This window comes from Halorubrum salinum, from assembly GCF_024494575.1.
GTDB classification, from domain to species: domain Archaea; phylum Halobacteriota; class Halobacteria; order Halobacteriales; family Haloferacaceae; genus Halorubrum; species Halorubrum salinum.
The window spans coordinates 713,170-727,656 of record NZ_JANHDO010000001.1; the positions used below are offsets into that span (position 1 = coordinate 713,170).

A 14,487-nucleotide genomic window follows, 5' to 3' on the forward strand; every position below is an offset into this window, starting at 1 on the left:
GATCTGCGTCGGCGAACTGCTGTGTGTCGCACTACCGTTTCATTCTACAAAATTTTGTTTTCAACTATTCAAATATCTATTCTATATGTGAGAAGTTTTAAGTGCGTAACGCGCGTACGTGTAGTCACACAATGAGTACGCAAAAGCAGGCCCGTCAGCGCTACGGAGAGGTTCACGAGAGCGACGCGCTCCGCGTTCCCGAAGAGAAAGCGGAGCAGCTCGTCGACGCGCTCAACAGCGATCTCGCGGCGACGTACGTCCTCTACCACCAGATCAAAAAGCACCACTGGCTCGTCGAGGGCGCCGAGTTCCTCGGGATCCACGAGTACCTCGGAGAGGTCGCCGCCGACCTCGAAGAGGGTGCAGACGTGCTCGCGGAGCGCGCGCAGGCGCTCGGCGGCGTGCCGCTCTCCGGCGGCGCGAACTACGAGGAGCACGCGCCGGTGAGCCCCGAGGACGCCGACGCGTACGACATCCGCACGTCGCTGGAAAACGACCTCGAGATGTTCGGCGACATCACGGAACAGCTCCGCGAACACATTCAGCTCGCGAACAGCCTCGGCGATTACAACACCGAAGAACAGCTCCGCGAAATCCTCGAAGACGTCGAGGAACACGGCCACCACATCGAGCACTACCTCGAAGACGACACCCTCGTCACCGAGCAGACGCTCCAGTAACGCCGTTTCGGTCCCCCTGTTCGCAGATTTCCACACACCGTTAGGCGACGGGGTCGTCGTGCGCGGTCACCCCCTCGCTCCGGCGGCAGTCGACACGCGTCTCACGACGCGGTTCGGACCCTCTCAGCGGCGGCGGAGCGCGTACGTCGCGTAGCCGACGGCGGCGAGGAGCCCCACAGACAGGAGGCTCCCGAACACGGCCGGCGAGACGCTGACGTACTCGCCGAACGGATCGGTCAGGGCGAGCACTCCGACGGTGAGCACGACGGCGATCAGGATGCCGACCGCGCCGAACACTTTGAACGCCGCGTCGAGTCTGGGCTGTGCCGCAGTGGTCGAGTGGCTCATACCCAAGACTACGCGAGCCACGTATAAAGCACCACCACGGGATTCTCACGGAGAGAAAACGAGGTCGGCGGTCACTCGCGGTAGCCGTCGACGATGGCGACACCGGAGGACGCGCCGATCCGGACCGCACCGGCGTCGAGCATCGCAGCGGCCTCCTCGTAGGAGCCGATCCCCCCGGAGGCCTTCACCGGGAGGTACTCGCTCATCAGCGCCACGTCTGCGACCGTCGCGCCGCCGTCGGCGAACCCCGTCGACGTCTTCACCATGGCGGCGTCCGCGTCGACGGCGGCCTCGCAGGCGCGGCGCGTCTCGGCGTCGGTCAGGAGCGCCGTTTCGAGTATCACTTTCACCGGGATCGGCACCGCGGCGACGACGTCGGATATCTCGGCGGCGACGACGGCGTCCGCGCCCGCCTTGAGCCGGCCGACGTTGATCACCAGGTCGATCTCGTCCGCGCCGTCGTTCCACGCCGCGACCGCCTCGTCTCGCTTCGCGCTCGGCGCGTGCTGGCCGTGGGGGAACCCCACAACCGTGGCGAGCGCTCCGGACAGTCCCCCTTCCGAATCGCTCACGTAGTCCGCCGCCTCGGCGACGTAACAGGGCGGGACACAGGCGTTCATCCCGCGGTCTGCGGCCTCGTCGAGGACGGTCTCGACGTCTTCCCACGTCGTTTCCGGGCCGAGTACGGTGTGGTCGATGCTGGCGGCGAACTCGTCGCGGTCCATACGCTCGGAGACAGTATCGCGCCTAAAAGACGTACGGGGTACGGCGGAGGCACCTCGCGCCCCGAACGGTTGGATTCAAGTCCGCCGCAGGGGAACCGGGTGGTATGCAACCGGGAGATCGCGTCCGCGTCGACCGCGGGGACGTCACGAACGAGGGCGTACTGCTCCCCTCGACGACTCGCGACCACCTCGTCGTCAAGCTCGACGGCGGCTACAACGTCGGTATCGATCGGACCGAAGCCGACGTGGAAGTGCTCGAATCCGGTGCCCGCGACGTCGACGAGGGCGCGGACGCCGGCGGGGGGGAGGCCTCCGAGATCACCTTCGACTCGGATCTCCCCACGATCTCGCTCATCTCGACGGGAGGCACCATCGCGTCCACCGTCGACTACCGGACCGGGGCGGTCACCGCGCAGTTCGACGCCGAGGACGTGCTCCGGGCTGTTCCCGACCTCGCGGGGCGCGCGAACTACCGCGGGCGGGTCGTCGCCAACATCCTCTCGGAGAACATGGACCCGTCGATCTGGCGAGAGCTCGCGACGGCCGTCCGCGAGGAGATAGAATCGGGTGCCGACGGCGTCGTCGTGATGCACGGCACGGACACGATGCAGTACTCCGCGTCCGCGCTCTCCTTTATTCTCGATTCGCCCGTCCCCGTCGTCTTCACCGGGAGCCAGCGCTCCGCGGACCGTCCCTCCTCCGACAACGTGATGAACGCGGTCTGTGCGGTCGAGGCCGCGAAGGCCGACCACGCCGAGACGCTGGTGTGCATGCACGCGACGCAGTCCGACGACGCCTGCGCGCTCCACCGCGGCACCCGCGTCCGGAAGAACCACACCTCGCGCCGGGACGCCTTCGAGACCGTCGGTGCCGAGCCGCTCGGGCTGATCGACTACGAGGCGGCGGCCGAGGCGGGCGCTGATGGCGAGGCGGCCGACGACGCGATCGAGTGGAACCGCGAGCCGATCGCGCGCGGCGAGGCCGCCGACGGGGACGACGAAAACGGCGACACGTCGGCCGAGGTCGGCTTCTACCCCGACCTCGACGCCGACGTGGAACTCGTCAAGTTCACCCCGGGAATGGACCCGGCGGCGTGGGAGTACCTCGACGGGAAAGACGGCGTGGTGATCGAGGGAACCGGTCTCGGCCACGTCCACACCGACCTGATCGGCCGGATCGCGGACCTCGTCGACGACGGAGCGGTCGTCGCGATGACGAGCCAGTGTCTCGAGGGTCGCGTGTGCGACCGCGTGTACGACACGGGGCGCGACCTGCTCGACGCCGGCGTCGTCGAGGCGGGAGACACCCTTCCGGGCACCGCGAAGGTGAAGCTGATGTGGGCGCTCGCGAACGCCGACGACGCGGCCGACGCGATGGGACGCGACCTCGCCGGCGAGTTGACGGAGGAGTCACAGCCCTGGCGATGACGGCGGACGCGGGGGAGACGGACGGGAGAGACGCCGCGACCGGCGACGCCGACCTCGTCGTCCGCGAGGCCCGCCCCGGCGACGCGGACGCGGTCGCGGCGTTCACGCGCGACACGTGGGGCGACCGCTCCCCCGACTACATTCCGCGCGTGTTCGCCGAGTGGGCCGCGAGCGACGACCCCGACCGCGGCACCTTCGTCGCGGTCCTCCCCCCGACGGCGGTCGACGCGACGGCCATCGACGGACGAGAGCGGGAGGAGACCTTAGTGACGGGCGGGGGAGACGGCGCGTCCGCGGACGGCGATCGCGAGGCCGTCGTCGGCTGCGTTCAGGGCGTCTTGCTCTCGGAGTGGGAGGCGTGGGCGCAGGGGATCCGCGTCGACCCCGCGGCGCGCGGCCGCGGAGTCGGGACCGCGCTCGCGACGGCGGCGCTGGAGTGGGCCCGCGAGCGCGGCGCGACCGTGTGTCGGAACATGGTGTTCTCGTGGAACGTCATGGGGCTCGGACAGTCGCGCGCGGTCGGCTTCGAGCCCGCCACGGAGTTCCGCTTCGCGGAGCCGGAGCCCGACGCGGGGGCGCTCACTGCGCGCTCCGACTCTCCGCCGCACGCGCCGTCTCGGATCGGCGATCCCGACCCGAACGCGGCGTGGGCGTGCTGGACCGACAGCGACGCTCGCGACCATCTGCGGGGGCTCGCGCTCGACCCTGACGAGCCGTGGGCGTGTTCCGAACTCACCCGCGACCGGCTCGCGGCGGCGGCCGCGGACGACCGGCTGATCGCGGTCGGAGACGACGGTGTCGCCGGCTTCGCGGTCCGGGCGCGGACCGCAGAGCGCCCCGTCGACGACGGCGGTGACGCCGACAGTGACGACCCCGAAAGAATCGCGGAGTACGGCGTCGCCGCGTGGCGCGACGTCGACGCGGCCGGGGCGCTCTACGCTGCCGTCGCCACGGACGCCGCCGCTGTCGACGCTGATGCGACCCGCGTGCTGATTCCAGAGACCGCAGAGCACGTGAGCGACACCGGCGCGAGCCGCGTCGCCGTCGCGGCCGAACCCGACTTCGTGATGCGCGCGGACCTCACCGGCGCCGGCGACGGCGCGTAGTCGGGTGGCGTGACCGAGGCCTAACCGACGGCGCTGGAGGTCGAAACACCGATTCGGTCGCAGAACCGTCATCCTCTTTCCGATACGGGCAGTCCGAGTCGGTATGGACCCGGTGACGTTCGCGACGCTTCGGTCGCTGCTCTACTACGGGGCGATCTACGGAATCGTGCTCGCAGTGGCCGTCTGGATCTACCGAGACGCGAAGGCCCGCGGAAGCGATCGGGCGCTCGCGTGGTGTCTCGCGACGCTCGCGTTCACCATCGTCCCCGTGCTGGCGTATCTCTACGTGTATCGGGGAGACGGTCCGACCGAGGACTGACCCGACGCCTCCCGTCCGTTTATATACGCTGACGCGGAACAGCCGACGGATGCCCTCCACCGGACGCCTCGCTGTCGTGAGCCCGCTCGCTCGCGGTCGCCGTCCCCGTGCGCTCGCGGTCGCCACGGCGACGCTGATCCCGCTCGTCGGGGTCGTCGCACTCGGCTGGAACGCCGCCGCGCTCGTCACGCTCTACTGGTTCGAACTCGGGATCGCCTCGTTCTGGGCCGTCGTGCGCGGGCTGTTCGCCGGGCGGCCGTCCGAGTTCGAGGCCGGGACGCTGATAGCCGACCCCCTCGCCGCTCGCCGCATCTCGCTGTCGATACCCCGAACGGACGCGCAGATCTGGCTCTCCTCGGTGCTCGTGCTCCCGGTCGCCGCGGCGGTCCTCGCCGCGGTCTGGGCCGTCGTCGGAACGCTCACTGTCGGCGTCGTCGTCGACGGCGGGCTCGCGCCGGACGCGCTCGATACGGTTGCGCTCGCGACGATCGGGCTCTTCGCCGCGGAGGCGGCCGCGACGGTCGTCGAGTACGGGTACCGCGGCGGATACCGCGAGCACAGCGCACAGACGGCGATACGGGGCGTGTTCGCCCACGGGATGGCGATCTTCTTCGGCGCGATCGTCATCGTCACGCTCGTCGGGGCGGCGACCGTCGGGACCGAGGCCCCGCTGAGCGCGATCGATCCGGACGCGGTCGGCCTGCCGGTGCTCTGCGGCGTGATCGCCTTGAAGCTCGCCGTCGACCTCGCGGGGCTGTACGGCGACCGGCTGGCGGCGTTCGACGAGTCGTCGTCGCTCGATTTGGGATTCTCGTACGATCCGCCGGAGCCGGAGCCGGTCCGCGATCCGCTCGCCGAGCGCTCGCGGACGATTCGGCTGTCTCCCCGCGGCCGCGTCGCCGGCGCGGTGTTCACGGTCGGCAGACACTCCGGGCTCTGGCTGCTTGGCGGATTCCCCGCCTGCGTCGGGTTGCTGTTCGCTATCGGCCGGGAGTGGGCGACCGCCGCGGCTCTCGGCGGGGTCGCCGTTGCGGTTCCCGTCACGGTCGCCGCGATCGACCACGAGCTTCGATACGGGCTCGTCGAGTACCGCGTCGGGGACGACGCGCTCGTCGCGTACGACCGACTGTTCGGGACCGCGCTGTGGCGGATCGAACCGTGGGACGAGACCGACCTCCGACTGGTCCGAACGTGGCTCGACCGCCGGCTCGGAACCGGGACGGTCGTGATCGATCTCGGCGACCGCGAACGTCAGATACCCCTACTCGCCGACCCCGATCCCGTCCTCGACGTCTTCGACCGACGGGCGATGCGGCCGGCGAATTGACGCAGTCGGCGAACTGACGCAGTCGGCGAACTGACGCAGTCGGCGAACTGACGCAGTCGGCGAACTGACGCAGTCGGCGAACTGACGCGGTCGGCGAACTGACGCGGTCGGTTGCGTCGTGGGGCGTGTTACTATTCACCGCGATACTGCGGGTGCGTGTCGCCGACGAGCCGCTCGAACGTCCGGACGACGAGTTCGTGGACTCCGACGAGCACGACCACGCTAACGGCGATGGCTCCCACCTCGATCGGCGTCGTGAGCAGCCCGAGCGAGACGATGAGCGTCGTGGCGCAAGCCGGCGGGTGGACCGCCCCCGTCGCGATCATCGCCCAACTGGTCGCCACGAGCGAGAGGGTCGCGCTCGCGACGAGCCGGAATCCCGTCGCCGAGAGGGCGGGCGGCGTCTGGATCAGCGCCGCCCCGTCGGCGACCAGCCACCAGGCCGCGACGCCGGCGACGACCCCGAGGAAGTGGCTCCCGACGACCCGGGCGGCCCGCTCCCGCTCGGCGCGCCGGTCGAACGCGAGCGCGAACGCCGACGGGCCGAGGCTGGGAAAGACGAACGGCTGTCCCGTCGCCCACGCGACCGCGGCGAGAACGGTGAAGAGGAGACCGGCGTACAGGCTCGTACCGACGCGGCGACGCATCGCGACGGAGTCGGCGGGCGGCGCGGAAAGGCCTCTCGAAGTATCGGTCGCGATAGCCGAACCCGAACGCCTAATTACGCCCGTACCGCGGGTGATGACATGTTCGCGACGCTGCCGGACGCCCTCCGACTGCTCGTCGTCCCCGTCTTCGCGTGGGCGGCGATGCGGGACGTCCGGACCCGACGCCTCCCGAACCGGCTGTGGCCGCCGCTGTACCTCTTCGGGGCGCTGCTCTTACTCTGGGAGGTCGCCGCGCTGTGGCCGCTCGCGGGCGTCGAGGGGCGGCTGTTCCTCGTTCGGGCGGCGATCAGCCTCTTTTTCGTCGCGCCGCTCGGCTACGCGTTCTGGTATCTCGGTGCGTTCGGCGGCGCGGACGCGAAGGCGCTCATCGCGCTCGCGCTCGTCTTTCCGACGTTCCCCGCCTACGAGATCGCCGGGTCGACGTTTCCGATCGTCGGCACCCAGCTCGGCGTCTTCTCGCTCACGATCTTGACGAACACGGTCCTGATCGGACTGGCGTATCCCGTCGGGCTGGCGGCTCTCAACCTCACCCGCGGTACCGTCTCGCCGACCATGTTCCTCGCGCGCCCGGTGAGCGTCGATTCCCTCCCCGACCGACACGGACGGCTCTTCGAAGACGAGAGCGGGGTGACGCGGGGCGGGCTCGACCTCGACGCGCTCCGGATGTACCTCCGCTGGCGGGGAATCACGCTGGCGGATCTTCGCGCCGACCCCGAGCGGCTGCGCGATCCGGACAGCGTCGGTGCAACGTTCGATCCCACCGACGGCGGCACACACGTCGGCCCGCGGACGGACGGCGGCGTCACGGAGTCGCGGGACGAGGATGCGCGCGGCGGCGACCCGTGGGCGGCCGAGCGGTTCCTCGACGAGATCGACCACGGCGCGTACGGCACTGACGCCGACACGCTCCGCGGGGGACTGGCGGCCGTCGCGCACGCGGACCGCGTTCGCGTCTCGCCCGGGATGCCGTTCGTCGTTCCCATGGCCGTCGGGCTGCTCGTCTCGCTGACGTACGGCGACGTGTTGTTCGCGGCGCTCGCCGCGGTCGGGGTGGTGTGACGGGTCCAGAGAGCGCGGATCAGTAGCTTGAAAACCGCGCCGGCCGGATCCGGGCACATGGCGCTCGAAAAGGCGGTAGACTGTCCGTCGTGTGGGGAGTCTCAGCAGTTCTATCGGACCGCGGCGATGACGCTTCACCTCGGCGAGAAGACGAAGTGGCGCTGTCCGGAGTGCGGCTACGGGTTCATCGAGATAAACGGAATCGACACGCTCGCTGCCTGACCACGCGATCGAGTCCGGCGGGTCGCTTCCGTCTTCTGACGCCGGCCGTGCCCCCGACCGCGGTGACGCTTTCTGATAAAAAACGCGACGCGAGAGTGAACGGCCGCGCGCGTCGTCAGACCGAGCGGTCGCCGATCAGTCGTCGGCGCTCTCCGGCGTCGCGACCGGGTCGCTCTCCTCTTCGCTCTCCGACTCGTCGCCGGTCGTGATCGGGTCGCTCTCCTCTTCGGTGAATCCGGCGGACTCCTCCTGGCGGGCCTTCGCCTCGGGGTCGAAGCGCGCCTCGATGTCCTGATACCGCGGGACGAAAGAGAGCTCGTGGTGGCTCTCGGTCTCGTGACCGAGGTAGCGGTCTTCTAGATCCCACTGGGCCTGTTCGGCGTTCTGGGCGATGTTCTCCATGTCCTCGTAGACGGCGTGTGCCCCGGAGTGGAGCCCGTACAGCGTGATGAAGATGTACTGGTAGCCCAAGTCGCCGAGTTCCTCGAACGTGAGCGGGTCCTCCTGCTCGCTCCACGCGAACGACGAGGAGTAGTTGAAAGCGAGGTCCAGGTCGGGATGGGTCTCGTGGATCTCCTCGGCGTAGCGGATCGCGTCCTCGCGGGACGGGTCGGGCATCTCGGGCCAGACGAGGTCGACGCCGGCTTCGGCGTAGATCCGGCCGCGCTCGACGTGTTCGTCCCAGTCGCCGTTCGCGGAGCCGTACGCGTCCGTGCGCGCGATGATGACCGTGTCCTCGCTCTGCTTCGCGTCGACCGCGGCCTCGAAGCGCGAGCGGGCCTGCTCGCGGGAGACGATCTGCTTGCCGGCGATGTGGCCGCAGCGCTTCGGCGAGGTCTGGTCTTCGATGTGGACGGCGGCGACGCCGGCCTTCTCGTACTCGCGGACCGCGCGGCGGACGTTGTGGACGCCGCCGTAGCCCGTGTCACAGTCGGCGACGACCGGCAGGTTCGTCGCTTCGACCATTCGCTTCGCGTTCTCGACCATCTCGGTCATGGAGACCATCTCCAGGTCGGGGAAGCCGAACTGGCCGAGGACGGTCGAGTAGCCGCTCATGTAGGCGGCGTCGACGCCGGCCATCTCGGCGAGTCGAGCGTCGAGCGCGTGATAGATCCCGGGCGCGAACGTGTAGTCCTGCTCGGCGAACTGCTCGCGGAGCTTGCGGCCGGCCGGGTTGTCGATGTCTCTGGCGTAAACGTCGTCGTCGAGTTCGCTTGGATGCATGGATGTCACTCGCTGTCGTCGTCGAATCGGTCGATCGCGCGTCGCGTGAACGTGGTCGGGTCGGGTCGCGGGCCGTCGCCGGTGCCCGTCATCGGAGTCGGGCTCGCGTCGGGCCGCGGGCGTCGAGAACGAGTCGCGGTCATCGGGCACCCCCGTCGGCGCGCGTCCGGCGGGTCGGACGCAGGTCGGGGACGAGCGGCGCGTCCCGCTCGCCGTCGGCCGGCGGCGGGGTCTGACGGCGGGTCGTCCCGCCGGCCGGAGTCGGATCGATCGCGGGCCGCGTCGTCGGTCGGGCGTGCGGGACGAGCGGCGCGCCGGCCTCCTCCGTCGCCGGGATGCGGCCGGGAATCTGTGGGGAGGTCGCGTTCGGCCGCCCCGCGGCGTCGTCGGTGCCGGACGTCTGCCCGTCTCGGGTCGTCGTCGATGTCTGGTCGGTCGGTGTGCGAGTCGTCGTGTCGGTCGTGTTCGTCGTGTCGTCAGGGGTTGTCATCGGGTTGGGGTGGAGTCGGTGGGCGTCTGGGAATCGGCGTGTCTGTGCGTCGGTCCGTGCCGTGTCCGCGTACGGGTACTGACATTGCACTCGGCACGAGCAGGTGGATGGTAATAAACATAATGATTGATAATGATAATATTCGTTAATGTGTTTTACTCCCTTAAATGAATCTTGCTAACAAAAGACACGGATCGGACCGATCCCTTCTAATCCGCGCCGGTCGTGGACTCGACACTGTGAACGAGCGAGACGCGCTCCGGGCGCTCGCGGTCGACCTCCCGCACGCGGGCGACGACGCGGCGGTCGTCGGGGACACCGTCATCACGACGGACATGCTCCACGAGCGGACGGACTTCCCGCCGGGGACGAGCAGGTACACGGCCGGCTGGCGCGCCGTCGGCGCGTCGCTCTCGGACGTCGCCGCGATGGGTGCCGCCGCGACTGCGGCGGTCGCCGTCTACGCCGACGACGAGTTCGACGAAGGGGACCTCGACCGGTTCGTCGCCGGCGCGGCGGACGTCTGTGACGCCGTCGACGCCTCGTACGTCGGCGGCGACCTCGACACGCACGCGGAGTTCACGACCGCCTCGACCGCGATCGGGACGCTCTCGGAGAGCGGCCCCGTCACGCGCTCCGGCGCTGCGCCGGGAGACGCGCTCTGTGTCACCGGCGAGTGGGGACGCTCCGCCGCGGCCCTCCGGCTGTTCGAGCGGGGCCGCGCCGACGACTCCGTGACCGCTGCCGACTCCACAACCGCCGTCGGCTCGGCTGACGACGACGTCGAGCGCGCGAACGACCTGTTCCGGTTCACCCCGCGCGTGGCCGACGGGCTCGCACTTGCGCCGCACGCGACCGCGATGATGGACTCCTCGGACGGTCTCGCGCGGTCGCTCCACCAGCTCGGGGAGGCGAGCGAGGTCGGGTTCGCGCTCGACCGCGACGCCGTCCCCGTTCATCCGGCGGTCGACGAGGTGACCGACGACCCCGCGGAGCGGTTCGAACTGGCCGCGCACTTCGGCGAGGACTTCGAGCTCGTCTGTGCGGTCCCCGAGCCGGCGGTGGACCGCGTCGAGTCGGCGTGCCCCGGATCGCTGGTCCGCGTGGGTTCCGTCGTGGCGGCCGACGACGGGATCACGGCCGACGGCGACCCGCTCCCGGACCGCGGCTACACGCACGGGACGGAGTGATCGGCGCGCGCGGCGAGAAGAGAGGCGGTCGCCTCGTCGACTCAATCATCGCTCCGTTAACTCAGTCGTCGAACGACAGCCTGACCGCCTCTCCGGCCTCTGCGTCGCCCGCATCGACCGCGCGGTCGTCCTCCGTGAAACCCGCGTGGAGATGGTCGTACGTCCGGTCTATCGCCTCGACTATCACCTTCGTGTCGGCGGCGACGGGCATGAAGTTCGTGTCGCCGTCCCACCGCGGCACGACGTGCGTGTGGAGATGGTCGACCGAGCCGCCGGCCGCCGACCCGCCGAGGTTCCGCCCGGTGTTGACGCCGTCCGGGTCGACGTCGCGGCGCATCGCCTCGATCGTCGCCGCCTCCAGTCTCGCGTGGTCCGCGAGCGTCGCGTCGTCGAGGTCGGTGATGTCTTCGGTGTGCTCGCGCGGGATCACCATCGCGTGTCCGGGGTTGTACGGCGCGTTGTTCAACAGGACGTAGTTGCGGTCGCTGTACGCGACGATCCGCGCCTCGCGGTCGGAGTCCCGTTCGGGGAGCACGCAGAACGGGCAGCCGTCGATCGGGTCGTCGTCGCGCTCGACCCACTCGATCCGCCACGGCGCGTAGATCCGGTCCATTAATCGAAGTCGTGGATGCCGGCGGTCGTCACCTCGACGCCGTCGTCGGTGACGAGAAGCGTGTGCTCGGCCTGACTGACGACGGCGTCGTCCGCCTCCTTCAACACGGGGTACCCCTTGATCGCGTTCGCCTGCTTGAGCCGTCGAAGCGCCATCCCGACGCGGTCTCCCTCCAGCCACCGCGCGGCGAAGGGGAGGTCGTCGAACGCTTCGATCTCCTCCAAGGCCTGCCGCGCGCGGCGGTCTCGCACGCTCGCGGACCCCGTCTGCTCGAAGATCTCCTCGTCCGTCCCCTCACCGACCTTCCCCCGCCCGTCCGTCGCGAACGGCTCGATAGCGACGGCCTGTCCGGGCTCCAGTTCGACGGAGCGGTCGACGCCGCGGTTCGGCACCGTCGGGCCCGTGTGCGCGTCGTACCGCTCGACGCCGTGCCCGGAGAGGTTCAACACGGGCGTGTAGCCGTAGCCGCGGATCACGTCCTCTATCGCCTGTCCCACGACCCCGACCTCCACGCCCGGGCCGGCCTCGTCGACGGCGGCCTCCAGCGCCATCTCGGCGGCCTCGACGAGCTCCGGGGTGCCGGTGTGGTCGACCGTGACGGCGGCGTCGGCGATGTAGCCGTCGACGTGGACGCCAACGTCGAGACAGACCATCTCCTCGCCGAACGTCGCGTCGTCGTCCCGGCCCGGCGTCGCGTGTGACGCCTCCGGGTCGACGCTGATGTTCACGGGGAACGCCAGACCGGCCCCCTGCTCGCGGACGAAGTCCTCGGTCCACTCGGCGACTTCGAGGTGCGTCCGCCCCGGTTCGACCATCTCTCGGGCCTCGTTCATCGCCTCGACCAACACCGCGCCGGCCTCCCGGTAGCTCTCGACCGCGCCGTCGTCAAGGGGTCCGTGACTCATGCGTTCCGGTTCGACGACCGTCCGCAAAGAGGTTGCGGAGGGAGGCTACGAGTCCGCGGTACGGCGTCGAATCACTCTCCCGTCGCCCGATCGGGGTTCAGTTCGTCGGCCGCCGGAAGCCACATCCTCACCCGCGTTCCCCGCGGCTCTCGGGTGTCTATCGACAGCTCGCCGCCGGACTGCGAGACGATCCAGTGGACGAGCCAGAGCCCGAGTCCGCTCGCGTGTTCGAGCGGCGTCTCGCGCTCCTCCGAGAAGACCGTTCGCTCGACCGTGGGGATGCCCGGGCCGTCGTCGTCGACCGCGATCCGATAGCCGTCGTCGACGGCGTCGACGCGAGCGTCGACGACCGGCTCCGCCCCGTCGTTGTGGACGACGGCGTTCTCCAACACGTTCCGCACGGCGGATTCGAGCAGCTCGTCCGCGCGGACGACGGCCGTCTCCGGGACCGAGACGCTCACGTCCGCGTGCGGGAACGCCGATTCGAGCGCGGCACAGAGCCGCGGGAGCAGCTCCGCCAGGTCGATCGTCGCCCGTCCGGCGTCGTTGTGGAGCGCGACGTCGATCTCGCGGGCCTGGTCGCTGAGGTGCGTCAGCGTCTGCACCTTGCGGTCGACGATGTCGAGGTACTCCTCACCCTCCTCGTCGACGTGGTCGCGCAGGAGGCCGGCGTACCCGCCGATCACGTTCGCGTCGTTTTTCAGATCGTGTCTGAGAACGCGGTTGAGAACTTGGAGCCGCTGTTCGTATCGGCGGCTCTCCGTCACGTCCGTCGCCGTGATCACCACCTCGTTCGTCTCCTCGAACAGCCCCTCGACGGTCGTCTCGAACTGCCGCCAGTTCCCGTTCACGTGGAGGAGTCGATGGTCGACCGTCTGGGGTTCACAGGTCTGGAAGGCGCGTTCCAACGCGCGCTGAGACGTCTCGCGGTCGTCGGGGTGAACGAAGTCGATCGCCGGCCGCCCTTCGACCTCCGCGGGCGAGTGTCCGAGCAGCCGTTCGACGGAGGGGCTCACGTACCGAACGAGACCGTCCGTGCCGCACACGGCGATGACGTTCGGCGACTTCTCGATGAGCGCCCGATACCGGCGTTGAAGCGTCTCCCGCGCCGTGACGTCGCGGAACAGCAGAACGGTCCCGCCGCCGGCCGACTGCCTTCCCTCGCCAGCGGTGATGTCGTGCGGCGTCACGGTGAGGATACGCGGGTCGCCGCCGCGGTCGACGGTCACGCGGGTCTCGGAGACCGCCTCCGACGCTCGCGACCGACCCTCGCCGTCCGCCCCGCCGCCGTCGACCGCTTCGACGACGCCCGGAGCGTCCTCGAACGCGTCGTCGATGCGGCTCCCGACGGTCGCGGACGGGAAAAGCGCCCGCGCAGGACCGTTCACGTCGACGATCCGGCGGTCCGGCCTGACGACGACGACGCCGTCGGAGAGGTTCGCGAACACGACGTCGCGGGCGACGGGCGAGAGATCGAAGAGGCGGTATCTGAACACGACCCAGCCGAGCACGAGAGAGGTCCCGGCGAACGTGATCGGGGTGTAATCGACGAAGGCCGTTCCGAACGCTCCCCACACGCCGAGCACTCCCGCGGCCATCGGTGCGACACCGGCGACGACGAGGAGCGCGGCCTGTCGGCGGAACACTCCGCCGCGGGTGAGCGCGACGGAGCCGAGCACGAGGAACGTGAGAATGTTCACGAGATACGTGTACGCCATAAATCCGATAAGCGCCGGCGTCGGGAGGAACGTCAACACGAGGTAGCCGTTCGAATCGGACAGCGTCGGCGATCGATAAAAGAGGGGATCGGCACCGAAAGCGAGGATCGCGCCGCCGACGACGAGCGGGACGGCACAGAGGAGCGCGAGGCGACTCGGCCGAAACCACTCCCGCCAGTCGACGTACGCGAGCACGAACGCCGGCCACGCGACGGCGAGGACGGCGACGCCGATCCACACGAACCGGTTCCAGAACAGCGTTTCGGCGAGCGTCGTCGCAGAGAGCTGAGCGGCGTACGCCAGCGCCCAGAGGCCCGCACCGACGGTGACGCCGACGAAACTGGAGATGAGTGGCTTCCCGCCTCGCAGCCGGTTCTTGAGAGCGTACCCGGCGAACCCGAAGGACGCGAGCGCCGCGACCAGCAACGGCGCGGTGAACGGCGTCGGTTGCCACTCCATGGGTACC

16 protein-coding genes are annotated in these 14,487 nt (G+C 69.7%); 8 read left to right on the top strand and 8 right to left on the bottom strand.

The window, feature by feature from the left end; all coding sequences use genetic code 11:
• Nucleotides 1-131: 131 nt before the first annotated feature.
• Complete coding sequence (gene dpsA / locus NO930_RS03835; protein ID WP_137784254.1) at nucleotides 132-680, top strand: DNA starvation/stationary phase protection protein DpsA; 549 nt, start codon at nucleotides 132-134, stop codon at nucleotides 678-680.
• Between the two features lie 123 nt (nucleotides 681-803).
• Here the strand turns inward: dpsA and NO930_RS03840 are convergent, their stop codons facing one another.
• Both NO930_RS03840 and deoC read right to left on the bottom strand, forming a co-directional pair.
• Nucleotides 804-1,028 carry a hypothetical protein gene (locus tag NO930_RS03840; RefSeq protein ID WP_137784253.1) on the bottom strand — a complete coding sequence of 75 codons (225 nt, stop codon included), beginning with the start codon at nucleotides 1,026-1,028 and terminating at the stop codon, nucleotides 804-806.
• A gap of 71 nt (nucleotides 1,029-1,099) precedes the next feature.
• A complete protein-coding gene (gene deoC, locus NO930_RS03845; RefSeq protein ID WP_256402545.1) occupies nucleotides 1,100-1,753 on the bottom strand; it encodes a deoxyribose-phosphate aldolase in 654 nt (217 codons plus the stop codon).
• A gap of 104 nt (nucleotides 1,754-1,857) precedes the next feature.
• On the opposite strand from deoC, the gene gatD reads away from it, so the two are divergent.
• The 4 genes from gatD to NO930_RS03865 all read left to right on the top strand — a co-directional run bounded on the left by gatD (nucleotide 1,858) and on the right by NO930_RS03865 (nucleotide 5,932).
• Nucleotides 1,858-3,180: a Glu-tRNA(Gln) amidotransferase subunit GatD gene (gene gatD, locus NO930_RS03850; protein ID WP_256402546.1), complete on the top strand. Its 1,323-nt coding sequence runs from the start codon at nucleotides 1,858-1,860 to the stop codon at nucleotides 3,178-3,180.
• A complete protein-coding gene (locus NO930_RS03855) occupies nucleotides 3,177-4,286 on the top strand; it encodes a GNAT family N-acetyltransferase (protein WP_256402547.1) in 1,110 nt (369 codons plus the stop codon). The genes gatD and NO930_RS03855 overlap by 4 nt, the downstream gene beginning before the upstream one ends.
• Nucleotides 4,287-4,389: 103 nt before the next feature.
• Entirely contained in the window at nucleotides 4,390-4,605 is a 216-nt protein-coding gene (locus tag NO930_RS03860; RefSeq protein WP_137783568.1) for a hypothetical protein, read from the top strand.
• 49 nt (nucleotides 4,606-4,654) lie between these two features.
• Nucleotides 4,655-5,932, top strand: coding sequence for a DUF6498-containing protein (locus NO930_RS03865; RefSeq protein ID WP_256402548.1), 1,278 nt, complete (start codon nucleotides 4,655-4,657; stop codon nucleotides 5,930-5,932).
• A 131-nt stretch (nucleotides 5,933-6,063) separates the two neighbouring features.
• On the opposite strand, the gene NO930_RS03870 is transcribed toward NO930_RS03865, so the two are convergent.
• Nucleotides 6,064-6,579 (bottom strand): HPP family protein, encoded by a 516-nt coding sequence (locus NO930_RS03870; protein WP_137783570.1) that lies wholly within the window; start codon nucleotides 6,577-6,579, stop codon nucleotides 6,064-6,066.
• Nucleotides 6,580-6,678: 99 nt separating this feature from the next.
• On the opposite strand from NO930_RS03870, the gene NO930_RS03875 reads away from it, so the two are divergent.
• Nucleotides 6,679-7,659: an A24 family peptidase gene (locus tag NO930_RS03875; protein ID WP_137783571.1), complete on the top strand. Its 981-nt coding sequence runs from the start codon at nucleotides 6,679-6,681 to the stop codon at nucleotides 7,657-7,659.
• A gap of 57 nt (nucleotides 7,660-7,716) precedes the next feature.
• A complete protein-coding gene (locus NO930_RS03880) occupies nucleotides 7,717-7,881 on the top strand; it encodes a DUF7838 family putative zinc beta-ribbon protein (RefSeq protein WP_199242211.1) in 165 nt (54 codons plus the stop codon).
• Between the two features lie 135 nt (nucleotides 7,882-8,016).
• On the opposite strand, the gene aceA is transcribed toward NO930_RS03880, so the two are convergent.
• Both aceA and NO930_RS03890 read right to left on the bottom strand, forming a co-directional pair.
• Nucleotides 8,017-9,105, bottom strand: coding sequence for an isocitrate lyase (aceA, locus tag NO930_RS03885; RefSeq protein ID WP_256402549.1), 1,089 nt, complete (start codon nucleotides 9,103-9,105; stop codon nucleotides 8,017-8,019).
• Nucleotides 9,106-9,244: 139 nt separating this feature from the next.
• Nucleotides 9,245-9,595, bottom strand: coding sequence for a hypothetical protein (locus NO930_RS03890; protein ID WP_256402550.1), 351 nt, complete (start codon nucleotides 9,593-9,595; stop codon nucleotides 9,245-9,247).
• A gap of 239 nt (nucleotides 9,596-9,834) precedes the next feature.
• On the opposite strand from NO930_RS03890, the gene thiL reads away from it, so the two are divergent.
• Nucleotides 9,835-10,785 (top strand): thiamine-phosphate kinase, encoded by a 951-nt coding sequence (gene thiL, locus NO930_RS03895; protein ID WP_256402551.1) that lies wholly within the window; start codon nucleotides 9,835-9,837, stop codon nucleotides 10,783-10,785.
• A 61-nt stretch (nucleotides 10,786-10,846) separates the two neighbouring features.
• Here thiL and NO930_RS03900 read toward each other — a convergent pair whose 3' ends face one another.
• From NO930_RS03900 to NO930_RS03910, 3 genes are all read right to left on the bottom strand, one after another.
• The gene (locus tag NO930_RS03900) at nucleotides 10,847-11,398 is read right to left on the bottom strand and encodes an HIT family protein (protein WP_256402552.1); all 552 of its coding nucleotides are present in this window, start codon (nucleotides 11,396-11,398) and stop codon (nucleotides 10,847-10,849) included.
• Complete coding sequence (gene map / locus NO930_RS03905) at nucleotides 11,398-12,303, bottom strand: type II methionyl aminopeptidase (protein WP_256402553.1); 906 nt, start codon at nucleotides 12,301-12,303, stop codon at nucleotides 11,398-11,400. The genes NO930_RS03900 and map overlap by 1 nt, the downstream gene beginning before the upstream one ends.
• Nucleotides 12,304-12,374: 71 nt before the next feature.
• Nucleotides 12,375-14,480, bottom strand: coding sequence for a histidine kinase N-terminal 7TM domain-containing protein (locus NO930_RS03910; RefSeq protein WP_256402554.1), 2,106 nt, complete (start codon nucleotides 14,478-14,480; stop codon nucleotides 12,375-12,377).
• Nucleotides 14,481-14,487: the final 7 nt, after the last annotated feature.

Coding starts and splice junctions, on each gene's coding strand:
- gatD (WP_256402546.1), top strand. CDS start 1,858: ATGCAACCGGGAGATCGCGTCCGCGTCGACCGCGGGGACGTCACGAAC.
- NO930_RS03855 (WP_256402547.1), top strand. CDS start 3,177: ATGACGGCGGACGCGGGGGAGACGGACGGGAGAGACGCCGCGACCGGC.
- NO930_RS03910 (WP_256402554.1), bottom strand. CDS start 14,480: ATGGAGTGGCAACCGACGCCGTTCACCGCGCCGTTGCTGGTCGCGGCG.
- dpsA (WP_137784254.1), top strand. CDS start 132: ATGAGTACGCAAAAGCAGGCCCGTCAGCGCTACGGAGAGGTTCACGAG.
- NO930_RS03890 (WP_256402550.1), bottom strand. CDS start 9,595: ATGACAACCCCTGACGACACGACGAACACGACCGACACGACGACTCGC.
- NO930_RS03840 (WP_137784253.1), bottom strand. CDS start 1,028: ATGAGCCACTCGACCACTGCGGCACAGCCCAGACTCGACGCGGCGTTC.
- NO930_RS03860 (WP_137783568.1), top strand. CDS start 4,390: ATGGACCCGGTGACGTTCGCGACGCTTCGGTCGCTGCTCTACTACGGG.
- deoC (WP_256402545.1), bottom strand. CDS start 1,753: ATGGACCGCGACGAGTTCGCCGCCAGCATCGACCACACCGTACTCGGC.
- NO930_RS03900 (WP_256402552.1), bottom strand. CDS start 11,398: ATGGACCGGATCTACGCGCCGTGGCGGATCGAGTGGGTCGAGCGCGAC.
- map (WP_256402553.1), bottom strand. CDS start 12,303: ATGAGTCACGGACCCCTTGACGACGGCGCGGTCGAGAGCTACCGGGAG.
- NO930_RS03875 (WP_137783571.1), top strand. CDS start 6,679: ATGTTCGCGACGCTGCCGGACGCCCTCCGACTGCTCGTCGTCCCCGTC.
- NO930_RS03865 (WP_256402548.1), top strand. CDS start 4,655: ATGCCCTCCACCGGACGCCTCGCTGTCGTGAGCCCGCTCGCTCGCGGT.
- aceA (WP_256402549.1), bottom strand. CDS start 9,105: ATGCATCCAAGCGAACTCGACGACGACGTTTACGCCAGAGACATCGAC.
- NO930_RS03870 (WP_137783570.1), bottom strand. CDS start 6,579: ATGCGTCGCCGCGTCGGTACGAGCCTGTACGCCGGTCTCCTCTTCACC.
- NO930_RS03880 (WP_199242211.1), top strand. CDS start 7,717: ATGGCGCTCGAAAAGGCGGTAGACTGTCCGTCGTGTGGGGAGTCTCAG.